The sequence below is a fragment of the Vibrio sp. 10N.222.52.B7 genome, from assembly GCF_041474275.1.
Taxonomy (GTDB): domain Bacteria; phylum Pseudomonadota; class Gammaproteobacteria; order Enterobacterales; family Vibrionaceae; genus Vibrio; species Vibrio crassostreae_C.
The window spans coordinates 4,323-5,574 of the sequence record NZ_JBFRTU010000080.1; the positions used below are offsets into that span (position 1 = coordinate 4,323).

At 47.7% G+C, this 1,252-nt stretch carries 1 protein-coding gene; it reads left to right on the forward strand.

Going from position 1 to position 1,252, the window contains the following annotated elements:
- Positions 1–1,252, forward strand: a 1,252-nt coding sequence (locus AB4512_RS18740) for an acetate--CoA ligase family protein (RefSeq protein ID WP_372175335.1), incomplete at both ends; no start/stop codon positions are given.

Genomic DNA, 1,252 nt, shown 5'->3' on the forward strand with positions numbered 1-1,252 from the left:
AATTTGTTGCATGGGGATTTTAAAGGTGCGGTGATGCCGGTTACGCCGAAATATGATTCAGTGGCCGGTGTGCTTTCTTACAAGAATATTTTGTCGTTACCGATTGTTCCTGACCTCGCAATCTTGTGTACCAATGCGACCCGTAATGTCGCTATTTTTGAAGAACTGGCTGAGAAAGGTATAGCCTCTGTCATTGTGCTTTCTTCAGACATGCAGCAAGAAAGCGATAATGGTGAGACGTATGATGAACGATGCCTAGCGATTGCCAAAAAGCACAACATTCGAGTGTTGGGTTCCAATAGTTTGGGGGTGATTGTTCCTTGGTTAAATTTGAACGCCTCATTCTCTCCAGTGACAGCATTACCCGGTAAGATCGCCTTTGTTTCTCAGTCGGCAGCTGTGTGTACCACTATTCTCGATTGGGCTAATGACAAAGAGATCGGTTTTTCGGCGTTTATCTCTATAGGCAATGGTAGCGATATCGAATTCTCGGAGTTATTGGATTATCTCAGTACCGACTCTCACACCGAAGCGATATTGCTTTATGTAGACAGCATTACTGATGCGAGGCGCTTTATTTCTGCAGCGCGTGCGGCTTCGCGTAACCGACGAATTTTGGTGTTGAAAGGCGGTCGAACGGCGAAAGGCAGAGCCGCAGCAATGGCTCACACTGGCGGTGCCGACACATTAGATATTATTTATGATTCCGCAATCCGACGCAGCGGCATGCTACGAGTTAAGAACTTACATGAACTGTTTGCTGCGGTAGAAACACTGACTCATTCAGTACCATTGCGAGGCGAGCGCTTGGCTATTGTTACTAATGGTGGCGGCCCTGCGATTATGGCTGTGGACACCCTATTTGACCGCGGTGGTAAGCTCGCAGAGTTTTCAGAAGAGACACTTGATAAGTTGAACAAGGTTTTGCCATCGAGTTGGTCTCATAGCAATCCTATCGATATTGTCGGCGACGCTGGTGATCAACGTTATATCGACACTATAAACATCTTACTCGATGGCGATGAAGCAGACGCGATTCTTATCATGCACAGCCCTTCAGCGGTCGCACATTCCGCTAAAACGGCAGAACGAATTATTGAAGCGATTAAGGAGCACCCTCGCCACAAGCGCTTTAACATCCTGACGAATTGGTCTGGTGAGCTAACAGCAAGGCCCGCACGAAAGCTGTTTACCGAAGCGGGTTTCCCAACTTATCGGACCCCTGAAAGCTCTGTGGTCGCATTCATGCACT